Origin of the sequence: Modestobacter caceresii (assembly GCF_000761485.1) — a bacterium.
Classification (GTDB): domain Bacteria; phylum Actinomycetota; class Actinomycetes; order Mycobacteriales; family Geodermatophilaceae; genus Modestobacter; species Modestobacter caceresii.
The window spans coordinates 30,452-47,885 of the sequence record NZ_JPMX01000079.1 but is presented as its reverse complement, the minus strand read 5'-3'; the positions used below and the strand labels follow the sequence as shown (position 1 = coordinate 47,885).

At 70.3% G+C, this 17,434-nt stretch carries 16 protein-coding genes and 1 pseudogene; 8 read left to right on the top strand and 9 right to left on the bottom strand.

Features of this window, described 5'->3' with window-relative positions; genetic code table 11:
• Positions 1–275: 275 nt before the first annotated feature.
• The 9 genes from IN07_RS17375 to IN07_RS17335 all read right to left on the bottom strand — a co-directional run bounded on the left by IN07_RS17375 (position 276) and on the right by IN07_RS17335 (position 10,725).
• Complete coding sequence (locus IN07_RS17375) at positions 276–914, bottom strand: TVP38/TMEM64 family protein (protein ID WP_081975496.1); 639 nt, start codon at positions 912–914, stop codon at positions 276–278.
• 371 nt (positions 915–1,285) lie between these two features.
• Entirely contained in the window at positions 1,286–2,293 is a 1,008-nt protein-coding gene (locus tag IN07_RS17370) for an SDR family oxidoreductase (RefSeq protein WP_036337898.1), read from the bottom strand.
• A gap of 60 nt (positions 2,294–2,353) precedes the next feature.
• Positions 2,354–4,195 carry a glycoside hydrolase family 15 protein gene (locus tag IN07_RS17365; protein WP_052091418.1) on the bottom strand — a complete coding sequence of 614 codons (1,842 nt, stop codon included), beginning with the start codon at positions 4,193–4,195 and terminating at the stop codon, positions 2,354–2,356.
• Positions 4,185–5,291, bottom strand: a complete 1,107-nt coding sequence (locus tag IN07_RS17360) for an enolase C-terminal domain-like protein (protein WP_036337895.1) — start codon at positions 5,289–5,291, stop codon at positions 4,185–4,187. The genes IN07_RS17365 and IN07_RS17360 overlap by 11 nt, the downstream gene beginning before the upstream one ends.
• The gene (locus IN07_RS17355; RefSeq protein ID WP_036337892.1) at positions 5,288–7,069 is read right to left on the bottom strand and encodes a thiamine pyrophosphate-requiring protein; all 1,782 of its coding nucleotides are present in this window, start codon (positions 7,067–7,069) and stop codon (positions 5,288–5,290) included. Before IN07_RS17355 ends, IN07_RS17360 begins: the two co-directional genes overlap by 4 nt.
• A 29-nt stretch (positions 7,070–7,098) precedes the next feature.
• Complete coding sequence (locus IN07_RS17350; RefSeq protein WP_052091417.1) at positions 7,099–8,673, bottom strand: GMC family oxidoreductase; 1,575 nt, start codon at positions 8,671–8,673, stop codon at positions 7,099–7,101.
• Positions 8,670–9,308 carry a gluconate 2-dehydrogenase subunit 3 family protein gene (locus tag IN07_RS17345; RefSeq protein WP_052091416.1) on the bottom strand — a complete coding sequence of 213 codons (639 nt, stop codon included), beginning with the start codon at positions 9,306–9,308 and terminating at the stop codon, positions 8,670–8,672. Before IN07_RS17345 ends, IN07_RS17350 begins: the two co-directional genes overlap by 4 nt.
• 29 nt (positions 9,309–9,337) lie before the next feature.
• Positions 9,338–10,153: a hypothetical protein gene (locus IN07_RS24150; RefSeq protein ID WP_052091415.1), complete on the bottom strand. Its 816-nt coding sequence runs from the start codon at positions 10,151–10,153 to the stop codon at positions 9,338–9,340.
• A gap of 68 nt (positions 10,154–10,221) precedes the next feature.
• A complete protein-coding gene (locus IN07_RS17335) occupies positions 10,222–10,725 on the bottom strand; it encodes a DUF1440 domain-containing protein (protein ID WP_036337889.1) in 504 nt (167 codons plus the stop codon).
• 349 nt (positions 10,726–11,074) lie between these two features.
• Between IN07_RS17335 and IN07_RS24145 the strand changes: the two genes are divergently transcribed.
• From IN07_RS24145 to IN07_RS17300, 8 genes and pseudogenes are all read left to right on the top strand, one after another.
• Positions 11,075–11,656, top strand: a complete 582-nt coding sequence (locus tag IN07_RS24145) for a Crp/Fnr family transcriptional regulator (protein WP_052091414.1) — start codon at positions 11,075–11,077, stop codon at positions 11,654–11,656.
• 133 nt (positions 11,657–11,789) lie between these two features.
• The gene (locus IN07_RS17325) at positions 11,790–12,245 is read left to right on the top strand and encodes an SRPBCC family protein (protein WP_036337886.1); all 456 of its coding nucleotides are present in this window, start codon (positions 11,790–11,792) and stop codon (positions 12,243–12,245) included.
• A 36-nt stretch (positions 12,246–12,281) separates the two neighbouring features.
• On the top strand, positions 12,282–12,794 hold the full coding sequence (locus tag IN07_RS17320; RefSeq protein ID WP_036337883.1) for a hypothetical protein: 513 nt from the start codon (positions 12,282–12,284) through the stop codon (positions 12,792–12,794).
• Positions 12,795–12,843: 49 nt separating this feature from the next.
• Positions 12,844–13,281: pseudogene (locus IN07_RS26980) on the top strand (SDR family NAD(P)-dependent oxidoreductase); the annotation flags it as partial.
• A 74-nt stretch (positions 13,282–13,355) separates the two neighbouring features.
• Positions 13,356–13,850, top strand: a complete 495-nt coding sequence (locus tag IN07_RS26975) for a hypothetical protein (RefSeq protein WP_052091412.1) — start codon at positions 13,356–13,358, stop codon at positions 13,848–13,850.
• Positions 13,851–13,853: 3 nt separating this feature from the next.
• Positions 13,854–16,034 carry a glycogen debranching N-terminal domain-containing protein gene (locus IN07_RS24130; protein WP_052091411.1) on the top strand — a complete coding sequence of 727 codons (2,181 nt, stop codon included), beginning with the start codon at positions 13,854–13,856 and terminating at the stop codon, positions 16,032–16,034.
• Between the two features lie 46 nt (positions 16,035–16,080).
• Positions 16,081–16,527 carry a hypothetical protein gene (locus tag IN07_RS24125; protein ID WP_156119254.1) on the top strand — a complete coding sequence of 149 codons (447 nt, stop codon included), beginning with the start codon at positions 16,081–16,083 and terminating at the stop codon, positions 16,525–16,527.
• A 241-nt stretch (positions 16,528–16,768) separates the two neighbouring features.
• Positions 16,769–17,419, top strand: coding sequence for a cysteine hydrolase (locus IN07_RS17300; RefSeq protein WP_036337880.1), 651 nt, complete (start codon positions 16,769–16,771; stop codon positions 17,417–17,419).
• Positions 17,420–17,434 lie beyond the last annotated feature (15 nt).

Here is a 17,434-nt window from a genome sequence, read left to right as displayed (position 1 = left end):
AGCGCATCGACGCCCTGGCCATCTGCATCTGGAACGAGATGACCGTCGACCAGATCCTGTCCCTGGACCTTGCCTACGCGCCGCCGTTCGCGCCGGTGTGGGACCCGGTGCTCATCGCGGCCCGCAAGGCCTTCGAGGCCGTCGAGGTCGACGTCCGGCGACTCTGATCCGGTCACCATCGTCCCCGCACGGCCAGCGACTCCAGCCGACCCCGTTGCCCCGGGACCGGTTGTGCGAGATCGCCCCTGCGAGACGGGATCGGGCGGCGTCCCCAGTCAGGGCTGTCCGTCCCGGCCGGCGGCCGGGTCGCTCCTGCGCCGGTACCGGTGAGCGGTGGCCGCGCCGCCGACGGTGAGCGCGACGAGCGCGAGGACGGCGACGGCGAAGGGCCATGACCCCGGTGTCGTGCCGTAGGCGCCCAGGGATGCGTAGGCGATCGTGCCGGGGATGATCCCCAGCGCGGTACCGATGAAGTAGTCGCGGTTGCGCACCGCGGTGAGCCCGGCCGCGTAGTTGATCGCGGTGAACGGCAACACGGGCACCAGCCTGACCCCGAGGACCGCCAGGAACCCGTGACGTCTCAGCAGCGCGTCGATGCGGGTGACCCGGTGGCCGGTGATCCGGTCGACGGCGTCGCGGCCCAACACTCGCCCCAGGCCGAAGGCGGCCACCGCACCGAGCAGCGCGCCCACCAGGACGAGGACGGTTCCCTCGACCAGCCCGAAGAGCAGACCGGCGATCACCGTGAGCACGTTCTTCGGCAGAGGGGCCAGCGTCACCACCGCGTAGAGCAGGACGAAGGCCGCCGGAGCGGCCGGCCCCATCGCGGTGACGTCAGCGGCCAACTGCTCCGGGTCCGGTGATCCGATCAGCCCTGCTACCACGGCGGCCACCAGGACGATGGCCGCGAGCACGATGAGCCGGCCCCACGCGAAGCGGGCGCTTCTCCGATCGACGGGCCGAAGTGCCCGCCCCGGCGCGGCGGGTCCCTCGTCTGGCGGAGCGCTCTGGTCGCTCACCTGTGCAGCTCGCCGACCATGAGCCAGTCCACCTCCCGTATCGGGTCGGCGTCCAGCGCGGGAACGTCCCGGACCGGCCGCGTCCGATCGGCGGCGCGAGCGCCGGGCCCATTGAACGCTGTCATGCCCGGCCTCGCGGTGAAGCCGGAGTAGCTCAGCATTCGTCTCCTCCCAGGTAGGTGTCCTCACCTCCCGCTGGTTGGCGCGGTGTTGTGACCGGGTGGCGTGAGGGGGAGGTCTCGGCCGACGGATGGCGACCTTGCTGGCTACCGGTGCCGGCGTGCGAGGCCGACGGCGGCCGCGCCGAGGGCTGTCAGGCCGGTGATGACGGCACCACGGTGCAGGCTCACCGGTAGCTGGACGCTGCGGGTGTGCGCTTGGTCGTCGAACGGGCCGTGGGTGCCGTGGTCGCCGTGCACCGGGGAGAACAGGTAGTTCGGCGCGTCGGGGTCGGCGGGCTCGTCGGTCTGCTGGGAGGAGTAGCCGGTGCGGCCCAGGTAGTGGTCCAACAGCCCGCCGGCCACTCGACTGCCGAGGATGGTGGCGACGGTGGAGGCGCCGACCCAGACCTCCCGGCGTCGGTGCTCGCTCGCCCAGACCACGGCACGCGCGGCGACCTCCGGCTGGTAGATCGGTGGCACCGGCTGGGCCTTGTGCGGCATCTTGGCCAGCCCCAGCCGGAACTGCGGGGTGTTCATCGCCGGCATGTGGACCGAGGTGATCTGGACCCGACTGCCGTCGTGCAGCAGTTCAGCCCGCAAGGAGTCGTACAGGCCGTTGAGCGCGTGTTTGGATGCGCAGTACACCGACTGCAGTGGGATGCCGCGGAACGCCAGGGACGAGCCGATCTGGATCAGGTGGCCGGTGTCGCGCTCGGTCATCCGGCGCAGCGCAGCGCGGGCTCCGTTGACCGAGCCGAGGAAGGTGACCTCCACACCTCGCCGGTACTCCTCGGGACTGACTTCGAGGAACGGGGAGAAGACGGCTGCCATGGCGTTGTTGACCCACACGTCGATCGGGCCGAGTTCCTGCTCCACCTGTTGCGCGGCTGACTCGACCTGGCCGTCGTCGGCCACATCGACCTCCACCACGAGTGCGGTACCGCCGCGTGCGCGGACCTCCTCCGCGGCTGCGTCCAATCCCGCCCGGTTCCGGGCAAGCAGGGCCACGCGGTCACCACGGGCGGCGAAGGCGTGGGCGATGGCTCGGCCCAGGCCTGCGCTGGCCCCGGTGACCACGACCACTCGTGGTTCGGAACGATCTGAGCGGGTCATGCTTCTCCTCTTGTAGGGGCCGGGCACCAGCAGCACGTCGCCGTCAGTCCGCGGCCGGGTTCACTGGACGTCATCGAGGTCCTGCCCCGATGTGCACTGGGTCAGCCGCCAGGCGGCGTTGACCAGACCGACGTGGGAAAACGCCTGCGGATAGTTGCCCAGCTGCTCCCCGCTGGCCGGGTCGACCTCCTCAGCGAACAGACCGAGGTCGTTTCCCAGGTCGAGCAGGTGGTCGAACCAGGTCTCGGCCTCGTCGACCTTGCCGGCCAGGGCGAGGCACTCGACCAGCCAGAAGCTGCAGATGAGGAAGCCGGCGATGTCTCCGTCCCAGCGGCGCACCAGCCATCCGTCGGTCAACCGGTCACGGACGGCCTCGATGGTGGACAGCATCCGAGGATCGTCGGCCGGCAGGAAGCCGACGAGCGGCATCATCAGGACCGAGGCGTCCAGCGAGTCCGAGCCAAAAGCTCCTGCGTAGGCGCCCGCCGACTCGCTCCAAGCTTGCTCCAGCACCGTCTCGCGGACTTCGCCGCGGGCGCGCTTCCATTCGTCGGGCCGAGCACGGTCGCCGAGGTCGTCGGCAAGCGCGATGGCGCGGTCGAGCGCCACCCAGCACATCACCTTGGAGGAGGTGTAGTCGCGAGGCTGGTCGCGGGACTCCCACATCCCGGCGTCGGGCTGCTGCCAGTCCCGGGCGGCCTGGTCGGCCAGGGTGACCAACAGGTCCTGAGTCGCCTCACTGAAGGGCGTCACCTGTTCCCGCAGCAGGTGCGCGGCGAAGAGGATCTCCCCGAGCACGTCCAGCTGCCGCTGCTTCCAGGCGTCGTTGCCCACCCGTACCGGCCGGCTGTCCCGGTAGCCCGCGAGGTGGTCGAGGGTGTGTTCGGTGAGGTCGCGTTCCCCCTCCACCCCGTACATGATCTGCAGCGGCGCATCGCCCACCTGCCCCACCGCGGCGGTCAGCCAGTCGAAGAACCGGTTGGCCTCGTGCGGGCAGGCGGCTACCCACAGCGCCTGCAGGGTCAGGCTGACGTCACGCAGCCAGGCGAAGCGGTAATCCCAGTTGAGGCTGCCGCCCAGCTCCTCGGGGAGTGATGTGGTCGCGGCCGCCACCACTGCACCGGTCCGCTGATAGGTCAATCCCTGGAGCACCAGCGCACTGCGGCGCACCTGGGTGACATGTCGTCCCTGGTATCCGCGGTGCAACTCCGACCAGGACCGCCAGCCCGCCACGGTGTCCTCGATCGCGTCCGCTGGTTCCGCTCCTGGACCGCCGTCGTCCTCGTAGGGCGGCGTGAACGCGAGGCGGAAGCCGACCCGCTCCCCCGCGCCCACCCGGAACCCACCGCGCAGGTCACCGCCGTGAGCGTGCAGATCGACAGGCGTGGTGAGCCGCAGCGCCACCGGTCCGACGTGGGCGGACCAGGAGCCCCGGTCGCCCGACCAGCGAGGCACGGTCAACCCGTACTCGAAGCGAGGCGAGACTGTCGTCTGCAGGGTGACCGCGCCCTCGAGCCCCTCCACCCGGCGGAGCAGTGCGTGCGGCGAGCGAAGCCCGATGTCGTGCCCCCGCGCGCCCGGCTGCAGGCTCAGCGCATCCGTGATCGCGACAGCGCCCGACTCCGTCCGGAACACCGTCCGGAGGACCAGGGTGTCCTCGACGTAGTCACGCTCGGCCGTGTACTCATCCTTCGGCGCCAGCAGCCAATGCCCGGCGGCGGGATCCAGCAGCCGGCCGAACACCGACGGCGAGTCGAACCGGGGCAGGCACCACCAGTCCACCGAGCCACCGGAACTGATCAGTGCGGCGGAGGCGCAGTCGGACAGGAATCCGTAGTCGGCGAGGGGCGGCCCCTCGGTGTCATCGGCAGCGGGGGCTGCGCCCCCCCGGTCAGGCGACACGGTAGGCCTCCGCGTCCTGGGTCTTGAATTGCAGGCCGAGTCCCGGGCCGCCGTCGCCGGGGTTGATGCGCCCGGACACGGCGGTGAGCGCACCATCGAAGAGCAGGTGCTCCAGGCGCACGTGGTCGTGGAAGTACTCGAGGTGACGCAGGTGCCACACACCTGCGCACGCGTGCGCGCTGACGGAGGGGGCGGTGTGGGAGGACAGGTCGAGGGTGTGGGAGTCGCAGAGTGCTCCGACGGCGAGGAAGCCGGTGATGCCGCCGCACCGGGTGACGTCGGCCTGCAGGCAGTCGACCGCTCCCGCCGCGAGCATCCGGCGGAAGTGCGGCAGGTCGTAGCCGTACTCGCCGGCCGACACGTCCATGCACGCCGGACTGCGGTCGCGGAGCAACCGCAGTCCGTCGAGGTCGTCAGAGGTGACCGGCTCCTCCAGCCAGGTCACCCCGTACTCGGCGAAGCGCTCGGCGAAGGAGAGAGCCTGCTTCCGCGTCCACGCGCCGTTGGCGTCGACGAACAGGCCGGCGTTGCCGATGGCGGCTCGGGCGGTGCGGACCCGGGCCTCGTCCCGGTCGGGTTCGCGGCCCACCTTCATCTTGACGCTGCCGATGCCCTGCTCCACCCAGCCGCTGAGTTGCTCCTGCAGCTCGGCGTCGGAGTAGGAGGTGAACCCGCCGCTGCCGTAGACGGGGACGGTGTCGTGGAAGGCGGGCGTCAGGGTCGCGACCGGGACGTGGAGCAGACGCGCCTTGAGGTCCCACAGCGCGATGTCGACGGCCGAGAGCGCCGCTGACCCGAGGCCGGGCCGACCGATGTTGCGCAGCGCATCGACCATGGCCGCCCACGAGCTTCCCGTGCCGTCGATCGGTCGTCCGGTGACCACCGGCGCGAGGACGCCGTCGATGAGGTGAGCGGCTGCGGCGTCGGTGTAGGAGTAACCGAGGCCGGCCCTGCCGCCTCCGCGGGCCTCGACGACGACGATCGTGGTGGAGTCCCAACGCAGCGTCCCGTCGGACTCCGGCCGGTCGGTGCGGACGGTGTAGGTCGAGGAGCTGACACTGTCGACCCGGCCAAGGTCGATCGGTTCCTCGGTCATGAGGTGAACTCGGCGAGCTTGCCCTTGATGCCCTGCTTGACCATCTCGACCCGGTTGGTGTCGCCGCGCAGGACCGATGTCGTGTACGCCTTGACCTGGGAGAGCTCGATGTGCGGCGGGATGGGCGGCACGTTGGCGTCGGCGATGACCTCGAGCACCACCGGGCGGTCGGCCGACAGCGCCTGCTCCCAGGCGTTCCCGAGCTGGTCCGGGTGGTCGACCCGGATCCCGTGCAGGCCCAGCATCTGGCCGTATTGGGCGTAGGGGAAGGACGGGATGTCCTGGGACGCGTCGTACTTGGGGTCGCCCTCCATTCCGCGCATCTCCCAGGTCACCTGCGCGAGGTCCTGGTTGTGCAGCACCATGACGACCAGTCGGGGGTCTGCCCACTCCTGCCAGTACTTGCCGATGGTGATCAGTTCGTTGATGCCGTTCATCTGCATGGCCCCGTCCCCGACGAGGGCGATCGCGGGCCGGTCGGGATGGGCGAACTTCGCCCCGATGACGTAGGGCACGCCGGGGCCCATGGTGGCCAGCGTGCCGGACAGCGAGGCGCGCATGCCCTCGCGGAGCTTCACGTCACGGGCATACCAGTTGGTGCCTGATCCGGAGTCCGCGGCGATCATCGCGTTGTCGGGGAGTCGGGAGGACAGCTCCCAGAAAACCCGCTGGGGATTGACCGGGTCGGCGTCGTTCATGGCACGTGCTTCCACGACGCGCCACCAGTCGGCGACGTTGCCCTCGATGGTCTGCCGCCAGGACCGATCAGTCTTGCGGTCCAGCAGGGGCAGCAGCGCCTGCAGGGTCGCCGTGGCGTCGCCGGCGAGGTTCACCTCGGTGGGGTAGCGCAGGCCCAGCATCTTGGGGTCGATGTCGATCTGCACCGCCCGGGCCTGGTCGAACTCGGGAAGGAACCGCGGGTAGGGGAAGCCGGTGCCGACCATGATCAGCGTGTCGCACTCCATCATCAGGTCATAGCTGGGCTTGGTGCCCAGCAGCCCGATGGCGCCGGTGACGTAGGGCAGGTCGTCGGCCAGCACGTCCTTGCCGAGCAGCGCCTTGGCGACGCCGGCTCCGGTGACCTCGGCCAGCTCGACGACCTGTTCGCGGGCCTGGCGCGCTCCTGACCCGATGAGGATCGCGACCCGCTCGCCGGCGTTGATGACCTCAGCCGCCCGGGCCAGGTCCTCGGCCTCGGGCATGATGCGGGGCGGTCGGTAGTCCGACGAGGTGGGCAGCGACTTCAGCGCGTGCGGCGGTGGGCTGTAGTCGGCTTCCTGGAGATCGGCCGGGACGATGATGCAGGTAGGTGTGCGTTCGGCGAGCGCGATGCGGATGGCCCGGTCGAGCAGCCCGGGGAACTGCTCCGGGGCCATGGCGGTGTGGACGTACTCGTGGGCGACGTCCTTGAACAGCGACTGCAGGTCGATCTCCTGCTGGGCGTGCCCGCCGAGGGCGTGGCGCGGCTGCTGTCCGACGATCGCGACGACGGGCACGTGATCGAGCTTGGCGTCGTAGAGGCCGTTGAGCAGGTGCACGGCTCCAGGGCCCGAGGTCGCCAGACAGATCCCGACCCGGTCGCCGTACTTGGCGTAGCCAACGGCCTCGAAGGCCGACATCTCCTCGTGCCGGGACTGGATGAACCGCGGCTTGTCACCGGCGCGGTTCAGAGCGCCGAGAATGCCGTTGATGCCGTCCCCGGCGAAGCCGAAGACCCGCTCGACTCCCCAGTGCTGGAGTCGCTGGACCAGGACGTCTGCGACGGTGGTGCTGCTCATGTCATGCCTTCCGTTGGAGGGATGGGGCGCTAGAGCTGGTCCCGTCGGCCGGCGGCGATCAACTGGTCGGCGGTGCGGGCGGCGATCGCCTGGATGGTCAGGCTCGGGTTGGAGGCACCGGAGGTGACGAAGACGCTGCCGTCGCAGACGTAGAGGCCCGGGACGTCCCAGGTGCGGCAGTTCCGGTCGACGACCGAGGTCGCCGGGTCATCGCCCATCCGGCAGGCGCCCATCAGGTGCGCGGTGTCGCTGACCCGGAACGTGGTCTGGGCACCGGCTGCCTCCAGGATCCGGCGCTGGGTGTCGGTGCCCGCCTCGAGGATGCGTCTGTCGTTCTCGGCGTAGGAGAAGGTGACGACCGGGATGGGCAGCCCGAAGGTGTCGGTCTCGTCGCGCGACAGCCGCACGCCGTTGCTGTCCTGCGCCTGGGTCTCACCGACCAGGCCCAGCCCGGCGTAGTGGCTGTAGTCGTACATGAACTCACGCAGCGACTCGCCCCACAGTCCCAGGGTCGACGCCGCGAGCTGGGCGAACTTTCCCGGCAGCGGCCCGACGGTCTCAATGCTGTAGCCGCGGACGAAGTCGTGGGCAGAGTTCGTCTCGTAGAAGTCCTGGGTGATCGTGTTCGGCGGCGGGGCCTTGAACTGGGAGACGGGTTCCGGGAAGCGTCCGAAGACGACGTCGGAGCCGTGGATCATCAGCCCCTTGCCGACAAGGCCGCTGCTGTTGGCCAGCCCGTCGGGATGCCCGGAGGACGCCGACATGAGCAGCAGGCGCGGGGTCTCGATCGAGTAGGCGCTGACGATGACGACGCGGGCACGTTGCTGCTCCTCGTGCACCGTGCCGTCGGCGGAGCGCCGGACATAGGTCACCCCGATCGCGCGGCCGGTCGCGTCGGTGTCGACCCGGTGCACCATGCAGTCCGGGCGGATCTCGGCGCCGGCGCGCACCGCCTCCTTCGCGTAGGTGACCAGCGTGCTGGACTTGGCGTTGGTGGTGCAGCCCGACAGGCACCATCCGCGATAGACGCACGGCGGCCGGTCGCCCTTCGGTGCCGACAGCGTCGCGATGGCGCCCGGGCGCCAGGTGATGCCCAGGGCGTCGCATCCCCGCGCCATGACCTCGCCCACTCCGTTGAGCTGATGCGGCCGGTAGGGATAGCGGTGGCGTCGCGGCGCGTCCCAGGGCCAGTCGACGGGGCCGGCGATGCCCAGCTCGTGCTCGACCTCGTCGTAGTAGGGCTCGAGGTCGTCGTAGCTCAGCGGCCAGTCCGAGCCGACGCCGTCCCGGGTGTGGGTCTGGAAGTCCGACCGGTGCAGCCGCAGTGCGTACATGGAGTAGTGCACGGTGCTGCCGCCGACGCCCTTGCCGGTGACGTTGCCGGCGAGCTCGATGGGATCCTCCCCGCCGGTCACCCGCCGGTCGCGCCAGAACAGCTTGGACATGGCGCGTTCGTCGGAGAGGAAGTCGGTTTGTGGGTCCCAGTGGGGCCCGGCGTCCAGGCCGACGACGCGCCACCCGGCGTCGGTGAGCTTGCGGACCAGGACGGCGCCGGCGGCTCCGACGCCGACGACGACCGCATCCACCTCGTCATGGGTGGTCAATGGGTGCCCCCTACCGAGCCGGAGGGGCTCCCGCCGCCCTCGCTGATCTCCACCAGCTCGACCGAGGACGCCGATCCGCTCTCGCGGGGCTGCCACGGGTCGAGCTGGCCGTATCCGGTGCGCATGTAGCCGCGTCGGCTGGCCGGGCCGGGCCAGCCGATCTCCGCCCAGGCCGAGGGATGGGCGTAGTACACCGACACCACCTCCTGCACGACCTTGTCGAACACGGCGGCAGACGAGAGCTCCTGCCACACGGCTCCCTGGGCCTCGCCGCTCTGGACCTCGGAGAGGACGTCGTCCTGCTCTCTGGCGTCCAGCGCGACGAACCCCCGTCCGTGCCGGGCCACGCTGGTCTGGTCGATGCCGACCACCGCCTGCCGCCACACCTCCTGGTCCCACGGCATGCCGTCCTTGCGGAAGCCGTCGGTGTCGTCGTCGAACAGCAGCTGGTCCAGGAAGGGCGTGATGATGACGCGGTGATCCGGTGCTCGATCAGGCTGCGGGATCAGGCGCTCCACGACGGCGTCCAGGAGCTCTGCCTCCGCCGGTGAGAAGAAGCGCAACGCCGGGATGTCGTGGAGCCGGGACAGCACCAGGGACCGGTCGCGGTCCTCCCAGCCCTCCGACTCCCGCATCGGATCGAAGCCTGGGTACGGAGACGGTTTCATCGTCGGGTCACCGCCCGTTCGGCGGCCAGGCCGGCCAGGCCGAGGCCGATCATCTGCAGTGGGGCGGGCGCGGGCGGCCCGTTGAGCCAGTTGAACAGGAAGGAGCCACGCCGGTAGCCGCCGTAGCGCCGGTGCAGCCCGTACAGGTGGAAACCGGTGCCCGCCGCGCCGAGCAGGGCAGTCCAGCCAGAGGCGGCCTGTGCCGCGGTGCGGGCGGTGCGGCTGTCCGACGTCGCGGCGAGCGCGGACATCGCTCCGGCGAGGGGAAGCGTGACGACCGGCAGCCACTGCGCCCGGTTCTGAAAGGAGCCGCGGGCGTGCAGGTAGCCGATCTCGGCCCACAGCGGCGGCAGGTTCAGCGCGGTGAACGCCCGCATCAGCCGATCGACGGGGATGCGCGCAAGGAGAGGGGCGGCGGCCGACTGCGGCACCGTGGCCATCACGCCCATCAGCCCCAGGCCCAGGTACTGCAGGGGCGCGGCGACCGGGGGGCCGTACCAGGCGTTGAACAGCAGTTGCCGCGGCTGGTTGCCGCCGGGCTTCTTCAGGATGCCGCGCTGGTGCTCGACGAAGCCGACGACGGCGATGGCCGTTTGCGCTGCCGACAGGAGGCCGAAGAGCCGGCCGCCGCGCCGGCCACCGGTCACGGCCGTGACCGCACCGGCGGCGGCGACGACGGGGTTGGCGAGGATGGGGACGTACATGAGCTCGCGCTCGAACCCGCCGCGGTAGTGCTCGCTGAGGTTGTCCAGCCACAGCAGGGCTGTCGACGCCGTGGTGATGACGGCCAGCTGGGTGCGCAGTCGCCGCATCGGCGGCGACCAGCCGCCCGAGAACGCAGTCGCCCGTCCGAGTCGGCGCCGCGAGCGCTTCATGAACATCAGCGACGCCCCGTCAATTTCCAGCCGGCTTCCACGATGGCAGCCACGGCGAGCCCGTAGACCAGGTGCCCGGCCAGCCCACGCAGGTGGCTGACGAGCGGGTACTTTTGAGGCGGTGGTGTGAACCCGAAGAGCGGGTTGCCGATCTCGTCGACGAGGACCGCCATGGAAAGCCCGGTTGCCGTGCCGGCGCCGAAGGGCGTCATGCCAAAGCGTCGTCGGGCGACCATGTACACGGGCACCCAGCCGAAGGCGAGGGCGTAGTGGATGGCCATGCCGGCCGTGCTCGCCTGGTCCTCGGACAGTTTCTTGCCGGCAAGTGCGGCCGTCTTCTTGGCCGCGACGTCGTAGGCGACGCCGTAGCTCTCGTCCTTCTCCTGCTGCTTGGCCTCATCGGTCTGCTGCTCGTACATGAACGTCGTCGCCTTGCCCATGACCTTGGCGGCCCCGTAGCCGGCGACTCCGACCAGCGCAGCGTCGGTGACCAGCTCTCGTGTTTCCATCGCCCCTCCTCGGTTCAGCGGATGGCACCGGCCCGGCACCAGCCGCGGCCAAGCGGACTCAGCAGGGTGATGTGCGACAGACGTCCCGCGAAACGGTCACTGCACTCCAGGTGACAGTCCCGACGTTCATGCGCCCGCCGATCTCTGCATCGGCCCACGGCGGCCGGTCGGCACGAGAAGCGTCGACCGGCTGGCCCGTGCAGGATCAGGATCAGCGCAGACGGAAGGAGGGCACATGCCGGTCAGTCCACCCGGTCGCTGGATCAGCGGAGTGTCCGCCCGCCACGACCTGACGCTCCTGGAAGGAGAGATGCTCGCTCATCTCCGCCGAGCTGGTACCCCCCGAGGAGTGCCCGCCGGACAGCTGCTCGCCGCGGCCGGCCAGAGCACTGACCGCGTCCTCGTGGTCCTCGACGGCGAACTGGAGCTGCTGGCCCGACTTCCCGGCGGCGGGCGGGTGGTCATGGCACTGGTGCGCCGCGGCGGCGTCATCGCCGACATTCCCGTGCTGCTCGGTTCGCCGATGCCCTTCGACGCCGTCGCCTCACGAGGCACGTGGATCATCGAGATCACCGACGAGGAGTGGATGCGCCTGCTGCAGCAGTTCCCCGCGCTCTGCCTGCGCTGGATGGCCTCCATCGCCCGCCGCCTGGACGCGGACCGTCGCCGGCTCGCCGTGATGATGACTCGCCGTCTGGAAGCTCAGGTGGCCTTCATCCTGCTGGAGCAGCAGGAGCAGGAGTCCGGCAAGCTCGTCGTCCGACTCACCCACGAAGTGATCGCCGACCTGGTCGGCGCACGGCGCCAATCGGTGAGCCGGGTCACGCGCACTCTGACCAGCATGGGGCTGATCAGGAGCGGCTACGGGCAGGTCGAGCTGCTGGACGTCCCGGGGCTCGAGGCGCTCCTCGGCGGAGACCTTCTCCCCTAAGCATCCCGATGAACGTCACCTAGGGCGCATTCTGCGTTCCGGTGGGCCGAGCAGGGGCACGCCGACCACCACAGAGGGGCCGCGATGCCGTCGTTCATCGGGAGTGGCGGGGTGCGGCTGCGGAGGTGGCGGAATGGCGAAGATCGACACGAGCATCGAGGTCAACGCTTCCCGGGAGCAGGTGTTCGAGGCGCTCACCGACCTCGACCTGCTGCCCGTCTGGTCGACAATCACCGTGGAGACCCACGGGACCCCCCGTAAGCCGATCGAGGAGGGCGACACGTTCGTCCAGACCCTTCGGGTGCTCGGTCGGAACCTGGAGAGCACATGGGGAGTCACCCAGCTTCAGCGGCCACAGCGAGTCTCGTACTCCTCCGAAGCGCCTGGCGGCGGGATGCTGCGCATGGTGCAGACCGTCGAGGAGGCCGACGGCGGGAGCCGGGTTGTCGTCGAGCTGGACTACGAACTGCCCGGCGGACTCGTCGGTGAGTTGTTCGACTCGGCCTACGCCGAGCGGCGCAACGAGCGCGAACTCGAGCACTCCCTGCACAACCTCAAGGAGCTGATCGAGGCCCGCGCCTCGCGCTAGCCGACCGTGTGACCACCCGAACTTTCAGGAGGGCCAATGGGATTCGAGTTCTGGCCTGCCGTGCTCGCCGGCCTGGCCGGCGGACTGGTGATGACCGCGATGATGACCACGATGCAGAAAGCCGGCAAGACCGAGATGGACATGGCCCTGGTCGAGGGATCGATGTTCACCGGCGACCGGGGCAAGGCCAAGGCGATCGGTCTGATGATGCACCTGGTCGTCATGAGCGCCCTGGTGATCGGCTCGATCTACGGGTTGCTGTTCGCCTGGCTCGACGTGGACTCGGGCAACGCCTGGTGGGTCGGCGCTGTCATCGGAGTCGTGCACGGCCTGATCGCCGGGATGGCGATGGCGATGCTGCCGGCCATGCACCCGCGGATGCACGCCGGAGCCACCACCACTCCGGCCGCGGCCGGCTCCCCGGTCGAGCTGGAGCCGCCGGGGCTCTTCGCCAAGAACTACGGGGCCGCCACGCCGCCAGGACTGGTCATGGGACACGTCGTGTACGGGCTGGTCCTCGGCCTGGTCTACGCGCTGCTGGCCTCTTGAGCCGGCCCGCCGCCTCCCTCGTCCATCTCTCCCGCTGAAAGGCCGGACGATGCCCCGCCCGCTACATGACCAGGTCGTCGTGGTCACCGGCGCCTCCTCCGGCGTCGGCCGCGAGACCGCGCTTCTCCTTGCCGAACACGGCGCCACCGTCGTGCTCGCCGCCCGCAACGAGGAAGCACTACGCACGCTGGAAGCCGAAGTGACCCGGCTCGGCGGCCCGGCGTTCGTCCGCCCCACCGATGTGGCGGAGTGGCCGGAGGTCCAAGGGCTGGCCCGCGAGACCGCCGAGCGGTTCGGGCGCATCGACACCTGGGTCAACTGCGCGGCCACCGCGGTCTACGGCGAGGTCCACCAGCTGAGCGCCGAAGAGATCACCCGGGCCATCCAGGTGATCCTCCTCGGCCAGATCCACGGGATGAAGGCCGCCCTGGACCAGATGCGCCCCCAAAGCCAAGGCGGCATCGTCAACGTCGCCAGCGCACTCGCCGTCCAGGCCGTCCCGCTGCAGGCGCCCTACGTCGCGGCCAAGCACGGCATCCTCGGTTCGCCGAGTCGCTGCGGATGGAACTGGAGCACGAGCGCAGCCCGATCACGGTCAGCACGCTGTTGCCCTCGTCGATCAACACGCCGTTGTTCGAGCACGCCCGGTCGAAGATGGGGGTCCTCCCCCAGCCGGTCCCGCCGATCTACCAGCCCCGGGTCGTCGCCGACGCCGTGCTGCACGCGATCTCCCACCCGCAGCCGCGGATGGTGGTCGGCGGGGGCGGCAAGATGCTGGAGATGGTGCACCGGATCGCGCCCCGGTCCGCCCCGACCTTGGTGCTGCGGGTCGGCAAGACCGTGCAGAAGCAGAAGACGGACCGGCCCGACGTCGGCACCGACAACCTCTTCACCGCCAGCAGCGGACCGGGTGCGGTGGAGGGCAGCTTCGGGCAGCGCGCCAAGTCCACCAGCGTCTACACCACCGTGCTGGAACAGCATCCGCAGCGCATCCGGGCCCTCCTCGCCGCAGGCGCCCTCCTCACCGTCACGGCCCTGCGCCGCGGGAGGCGGTGACCGGTGGAGCTGCGCACCCGACCGCACCAGCGGTTCGCCTACCGGGACCGCTCGCTGCTGGTCACCAGCCCGCTCGGCCTGTGCACCGGAGAAGGCGCGGAAGGCTTCTACTTCCACAACACCCGGATGCTCTCCCGGCTGAGCTGGAGCATCGACGGCCAGCAGGTGACTCCGTTCGCCTGGAGCGACGTGTCCCACGCCGCGTTGCTCGGCTACGCCGAAGTGCCCGAGTCACAGGAACTGCAGGAGACCGAGGTGTTCAGCGAGGTCACCGGCGCGCACCTGGAGCTCTCGGCCTTCGTCGGCGACGGCCTTCGCCTGCGCGCCGAGATCGCCAACTACACCCATCAGGACCGGCACCTGGTCCTCGGTCTGCACCTGGCGGCGGACTTCAGCGGCACTGCCGAGGCCGACGCCGGCACACCCGACCCCACCGGTCCAGCGCTCGCGTCGTGGGATCCCGAGCGGCGCCGGCTGGAGCTCCGACTGGACAGTGACCAGCTCGACCGCGCGGTGCGTGTCCAGGTCCTCGACGAGACGGACGCAGGCTGGAACGACGGCCGCCTGACCATCCCGCTGTCCGTGCCGGCCCGCGGCAGGCGCCGCATCGAGGTGGCCGTCTGCCCGGTCGTCGACGGCCGCGAACACCGACCGGGCGCGGGCGCCTTCACCGTCGGGTCCACCGCCGCCCTGGTCAGCCGGCGCCTCGGCGAGGAACCCCCGCTCCTGGAGGCGTCCGATGCCACGGTCCAGCGCACCTGGGACACCGCGGTGGCCGACCTGGCCAGCCTGCCGCTCGGTCTCGAGGAGGGGCCGAACGCGCTCATCGCCGGGGTTCCGCTCTACGACCAGTTCTTCGGCCGCGACACCCTCACCACCGGCTGGCAGGCGCTGCTGGCGCTGCGCAGCCCGCTGCGCGACGCCCTCCGGGTCAACGCCGCCCTGCAGGGCGAGCGCATCGACGACTGGCGCGACGAGGAACCCGGCGCCATGATCCACCAGGCCGGCGACGCCCCCGCCTCCGCGCGAGGCGACAACCCCTTCGACCGGTACTACGGCGACTACGCCACCCCGGTCGACTACGTCGCCATGCTCGGCCAGTACTACGCCTGGACCGGCGACCGCGACACAGCCCTCCAACTGCTGCCGGCCGCCCGCCGAGTCCTGACCTGGCTCGACCGCTACGGCGACCTCGACCGCGACGGCCTGCTGGAGTACCGCCGCCGCTCGCCGAAGGGGGTGCGCAACCAGGGCTGGAAGGACGCACCCAACGCCATCGTCGACGCCGAAGGGCAGGTGCAGTCCGACCCGCTGATCACCTGCGAGCTCCAGGGCTACTGGTACTCCGCGCTGCGCAACATCGTTCCCGTCCTGGTGGCGGCCGGGGACCGGTTGTACGCCCGCCGGCTGCTGGCGCAGGCCGCCCGGCTGCGTCAGCGGATCAACGACCGGCTCTGGCTGGAGGACGCCGGCATCTATGCACTGGGCCTCGACTCCGACGGCCGGCCGCTGACTCCCGTGACGAGCAACGCCGGGCACATGCTCCTCACCGGCGTCGCCACCCCGGAACAGGGACAGCGGGTGGCTGCCCGGCTCATGCAGCCCGACATGTTCTCCGGCTGGGGCATCCGCACCTTGTCCACCGACAACCCCGCCTACAACCCGTTCAGTTACCACCTCGGTAGCGTCTGGGCCGTCGAACAGGGCACCATCGCCGCCGGCTTCGGTCGCTACGGCTGCTGGGAGCAGCTCCACGGACTGGCACGGGGACTGTTCGACACGGCCGAGCTCTTCACCGCCAACCGGATCCCCGAGGCCGTCGGCGGGCTCACCCGGGACGACGACCATCCCCACCCGGGCGTCTATCCCCAGGCCAACGCTCCGCAGTCCTGGTCGGCCAGCGGAACCGTGCTCATGATCCAGGCGCTGCTCGGGGTCCGGCCGGTGGCCCCGGCACACCTGCTGCTGCTCGACCCCCGACTGCCCGACTGGCTCCCAGAACTCAACCTCCGGCGGCTGCGCATCGGCGACGCCACGGTCGACCTACATGTCTGGCGCCACGGCGACCGCACCAAGTGGCGCGCACAGGTCCGGACCGGTCGGTTGCTCGTCCGGCAGCGACCGTCCCTGCGCACGCCACAGGCGCGCACGGCACGGGCCGTGGAGAGCCTGGTGTCCCGATGAGCGAGCCCACCCCCTGCCGAGCGACGTCCCTATGGCCCCACGCGCCATGGTCCTGACAGCCACGATCGCCGGGCTCGTCGCCGGCGCTGTCATGAGCATCGAGAAGATGCTCGAGGCAGCACTGAGGGGCAAGGGCTTCTGGCGACCACCGAATCTCATCGCCTCCATGCTGCTGGGGCCGCGAGTCGACACCGGGCGGTTCCTGCTCGGCGGCTTCCTCGTCGGTATGGCCCTGCATGCGCTCGCCTCGGCCTTCATGGGCTGGCTGTACGGGGTGGCCATCGCCGAACACGTCGACCAGTGGCCGGCCCTGCTCCAGATCCTGCTCATCCTCGGATACGCCGTCGTGCACTGGGCCTCCTACCAGTACCTGATCATGCCGTGGCTGGCACCGGTGATGAACCGGAACAGCTCCCCCCTGTCATTGGCGGTGGCCCACATGGTCTGGGCTCTGGCCTTCGCCGCGTGGTTCCTCCCCATGTCCGGGCAGTGAGCACGGCCACCCGCTCCCCCCGTCCGCGGAGACGCAGCCGCCGCGCAGGCTGCGGCGTCAGCCGACCGGTGACCGCATGGTCCCGGGGATGCGGGCTGAGACAGGTTTGCGGCGAGCCAGTCGCGGGGGGACTCACCGTCAGTCGACTTGGCATCCGGGATGACAGTTGACGCCTCAACATCTCGCCTCCGGGCATGGCCCCGGCACCGGAGTTCCACCCTGATCCGACCTGGAGGCCCCCATGCAGCTCACCGCCGGTGACACCGCACTGGTTCTGACCGATCCACAGAACGACTTCCTCAGCCCCGAAGGCGTCACGTGGGAGCTGGTCGGCAAGAACGTCGAGGAGAACGGCACCGTAGAGCACATCGAACAGCTGCTCATCGCCGCACAGCAGGCCGGCACGCCGGTCTTCGTCAGCCCGCACTACTACTTCCCCCATGACCACAAGTGGGAGTTCGGCGGCACGCTGGAGCAGAAGATGCACGAGATCGGCATGTTCGACCGCCCCGGCCCGCTGCAGATGCAGGGCTTCACCGGCTCGGGCGCCGACTGGCTCGAGCAGTACAAGCCCTTCCTGGAGGACGGGAAGACCGTCGTCTGCAGCCCGCACAAGGTGTACGGACCCGAGCAGAACGATCTCGTGCTGCAACTGCGCAAGCGCGGCATCACCAAGGTCGTCCTCGCCGGCATGTCGGCGAACCTGTGCATCGAGAGCCACCTGCGCGAACTGCTGGAGCAGGGGTTCGAGGTAGCCGTCGTCTCCGACGCCACCGCTGCCGCCCAGCACCCTGAGATGGGCGACGGATACGCCGCCGCGCTGACCAACTTCCGGTACATCGCCGGCGCCGTCCTGACCACCGAGGAGACGGTGCAGGCACTCGCCGCCTGACGCTCCAGCCCCGGA

Coding starts and splice junctions, on each gene's coding strand:
- IN07_RS17355 (WP_036337892.1), bottom strand. CDS start 7,069: ATGAGCAGCACCACCGTCGCAGACGTCCTGGTCCAGCGACTCCAGCAC.
- IN07_RS24150 (WP_052091415.1), bottom strand. CDS start 10,153: ATGCGGCGACTGCGCACCCAGCTGGCCGTCATCACCACGGCGTCGACA.
- IN07_RS17360 (WP_036337895.1), bottom strand. CDS start 5,291: ATGACCGAGGAACCGATCGACCTTGGCCGGGTCGACAGTGTCAGCTCC.
- IN07_RS26975 (WP_052091412.1), top strand. CDS start 13,356: ATGGAACTGGAGCACGAGCGCAGCCCGATCACGGTCAGCACGCTGTTG.
- IN07_RS17370 (WP_036337898.1), bottom strand. CDS start 2,293: ATGACCCGCTCAGATCGTTCCGAACCACGAGTGGTCGTGGTCACCGGG.
- IN07_RS17345 (WP_052091416.1), bottom strand. CDS start 9,308: ATGCGGGAGTCGGAGGGCTGGGAGGACCGCGACCGGTCCCTGGTGCTG.
- IN07_RS17335 (WP_036337889.1), bottom strand. CDS start 10,725: ATGGAAACACGAGAGCTGGTCACCGACGCTGCGCTGGTCGGAGTCGCC.
- IN07_RS17320 (WP_036337883.1), top strand. CDS start 12,282: ATGGGATTCGAGTTCTGGCCTGCCGTGCTCGCCGGCCTGGCCGGCGGA.
- IN07_RS17300 (WP_036337880.1), top strand. CDS start 16,769: ATGCAGCTCACCGCCGGTGACACCGCACTGGTTCTGACCGATCCACAG.
- IN07_RS24125 (WP_156119254.1), top strand. CDS start 16,081: ATGGTCCTGACAGCCACGATCGCCGGGCTCGTCGCCGGCGCTGTCATG.
- IN07_RS17325 (WP_036337886.1), top strand. CDS start 11,790: ATGGCGAAGATCGACACGAGCATCGAGGTCAACGCTTCCCGGGAGCAG.